Genomic DNA, 3,030 nt, shown 5'->3' with positions numbered 1-3,030 from the left:
GCTCCGGCGCCGGTTCCATGGTCGCGTATGCGATGCGCATCACCGACCTGGACCCGCTGCACCACGGCCTGATCTTCGAACGCTTCCTGAACCCGGACCGCGTTTCCATGCCTGACTTCGACGTCGACTTCGATGACCGGCGACGCTCCGAAGTGATCGACTACGTGACGCGCAAGTACGGCGACGAGCGCGTCGCCATGATCGTCACCTACGGCACCATCAAGACCAAGCAGGCGCTCAAGGACTCCTCGCGCGTGCTGGGCTATCCGTTCAGCATGGGCGAACAGCTCACCAAGGCGCTGCCGCCGGCCGTGATGGCCAAGGACATCCCACTGGCGGACATCCAGAACAAGGACTCCAAGCGCTACAGCGAGGCTGCGGACTTCCGGCAACTGATCGCCACGGACCCGGAGGCGGCCAAAGTCTTCGAGACCGCCCTCGGCATCGAAGGCCTGAAACGGCAGTGGGGCGTCCACGCCGCCGGTGTCATCATGTCCTCGGACCCGATCATCGATGTCATCCCGGTCATGCGCCGTTTCCAGGACGGCCAGGTCATCACGCAGTTCGACTACCCGACCTCCGAGGGCCTCGGCCTGATCAAGATGGACTTCCTCGGCCTGCGGAACCTGACGATCATTTCCGACGCGCTGGAAAACATTAAGATGAACCGGGGCGTGGACCTGGACCTGGAGGCCCTGGCCCTCGACGACGCCGCCTCGTACGAACTGCTGGCCCGGGGCGACACCCTGGGCGTGTTCCAGCTCGACGGCGGTCCGATGCGTTCGCTGCTCAAGCTGATGAAGCCGGACAACTTCGAAGATATCTCCGCCGTGCTGGCCCTGTACCGGCCGGGCCCGATGGGCGCCAACGCCCACACCGACTACGCCCTGCGCAAGAACAAGATCCAGGAAGTCATCCCGATCCACCCCGAGCTCGAGGAACCCCTGAAGGAGATCCTGGGCGGGACCTACGGCCTGATCGTGTACCAGGAGCAGGTCATGGCGGTGGCGCAGAAGCTCGCCGGCTACTCCTTGGGCCAGGCCGACATCCTGCGACGGGCCATGGGCAAGAAGAAGAAGTCCGAGCTGGACAAACAGTTTGCCGGCTTCTCCCAGGGCATGCAGGACAACGGCTACTCCATGGAAGCGGTCAAGACGCTCTGGGACATCCTGCTGCCCTTCTCCGACTATGCCTTCAACAAGGCGCACTCGGCTGCGTACGGTGTGATTTCGTACTGGACCGCCTACCTGAAGGCGCACTACGCGCCGGAGTACATGGCCGCCCTGTTGACCTCGGTCGGAGACGACAAAGACAAGTCCGCGATCTACCTCAACGAGTGCCGGCGGATGGGCATCACGGTGCTTCCGCCGGACGTCAACGAGTCTGCTCTCAACTTCACCCCGGTCGGCAACGACATCCGCTTCGGCATGGGCGCCATCCGCAACGTCGGCGTCAACGTCGTCGACGCGATGGTGGCCGCACGCGAAAGCGAAGGCGCGTACACCTCCTTCAAGGACTACCTGATGAAGGTCCCCGCGGTCGTCTGCAACAAGCGGACCATCGAATCGCTGATCAAGGCCGGCGCGTTCGACTCGCTCGGACACCACCGCCGGGCCCTGGCCATGATCCACGAGGAGGCCATCGACTCGGTCATCACGCTCAAACGCAACGAGGCGATCGGACAGTTCGACCTGTTCGCCGGCATCGATTCCACCGAGTCGGAGTCCTCGCTAAGCATCGAGATCCCCGAGCTGCCCGAATGGGAAAAGAAGGACAAGCTGTCCTTCGAACGCGACATGCTGGGACTCTATGTCTCGGACCACCCGCTGCAGGGCCTGGAGGGGCTGCTGTCCCAGCACGCGGACCAGTCCATCACCTCCGTGATCGCCGAGGACGGCCCGCACGACGGCGCCATCATCACCATCGCGGGGATGATCACCTCACTGAGCCGGCGGATCGCCAAGGCCAGCGGCAACGCCTACGCGCGCGCCGAGATCGAGGACCTCGGGGGCTCGGTGGAAGTGATGTTCTTCGGCCAGGTCTACGGACCGATCGCCTCGGTGCTGGCCGAAGACCTGATCGTCGTCATCAAGGGCCGGCTGCAGCGCCGGGACGACGGCGCGGTGGCCGTCAACTGCATGGAACTCTCGGTACCGGACCTCAGCGAAGGCCTCGACGGGCCGCTGGTGATCACCATGCCGACGCACAAAGCCACCGAAGCCGTGGTGAACGAACTCGGTGAGGTGCTCAAGACCCACCGCGGCAGGTCGGAGGTGCGGCTGCACCTGCACGGTGATTCCCGGGTGGAGGTGATGGGGCTGCCCGTGCATCTGCGCGTCAACCCCAGCCCGTCCCTGTTTGGCGACCTCAAAGTGCTGCTCGGCCCCACCTGCCTGGACAGCTGATGGGCAGGCCGGCCGGCTTATCCGGGTCTGCGCCGGCCTAGATTTCGTAGTCGAGCGGCGCCGGCTGGCTGTAGCTGCCCCCGTGGTACAGCAACGGCACGCCGTCGCCGCCGATTGCGCCGTCGACCACCTCGACGACCACCACGGCGTTGTTCTCGAAGGAGAGCCGCATCTGGATTTTGCCGATCAGCCAGCCGGAGACGTCCTTGAGGATCGGCACCTCATGCGGGCCGAGCTCCCAGTGGTCGCCCCCGAACCGGTCGCGGGTGCGGGCGAACCGGTCCGCGAGGCCCTGGTTCTCCAGCCCGAGCATGTGCACCCCGATGTACGCCGAGTTGGCCACCGCGGGCCAGGAGCTGGAGGTGCGGGCCATGTTGAACGTGAAGCGCGGCGGCTTGGCCGAAAGGGACGCCACCGAGGTGGCGGTGAAACCATAGGGGACGCCGTCGTAGTTCGCCGTGATAATGGCGACGCCGGCGGCGTGCCGGCGGAACATCTCCCTGAACGTTCCTTCGAAGGCTTCTTCGGCTGCCACTGGTTCATCTCCCTGTTGTTCGTGCGACTGGTACTTCCTGCCAGCGTATTCCGGCGAAGCCCCGCCAGCGGCATTCGGCCGGCACTATCC

Annotated in this window: 2 protein-coding genes; one reads left to right on the top strand and one right to left on the bottom strand. The window is 65.0% G+C overall.

The window, feature by feature from the left end; all coding sequences use genetic code 11:
- The coding region (gene dnaE, locus AB4Y86_RS15680; RefSeq protein WP_441403112.1) for a DNA polymerase III subunit alpha at nucleotides 1-2,405 on the top strand (2,405 nt) is incomplete at its 5' end.
- A 37-nt stretch (nucleotides 2,406-2,442) separates the two neighbouring features.
- On the opposite strand, the gene AB4Y86_RS15675 is transcribed toward dnaE, so the two are convergent.
- Nucleotides 2,443-2,901, bottom strand: coding sequence for a flavin reductase family protein (locus AB4Y86_RS15675; RefSeq protein ID WP_441403113.1), 459 nt, complete (start codon nucleotides 2,899-2,901; stop codon nucleotides 2,443-2,445).
- Nucleotides 2,902-3,030: the final 129 nt, after the last annotated feature.

The organism is Arthrobacter sp. 2YAF22_2 (genome assembly GCF_052114645.1).
GTDB lineage: Bacteria > Actinomycetota > Actinomycetes > Actinomycetales > Micrococcaceae > Arthrobacter.
Note: the sequence above shows the minus strand (reverse complement) of the source record. Positions and strands in the feature narration are given on the sequence as shown.

What these genes read in the sequence shown, in the direction of transcription:
- AB4Y86_RS15675 (WP_441403113.1), bottom strand. Translation starts at nt 2,901, where the DNA reads ATGTTCCGCCGGCACGCCGCCGGCGTCGCCATTATCACGGCGAACTAC.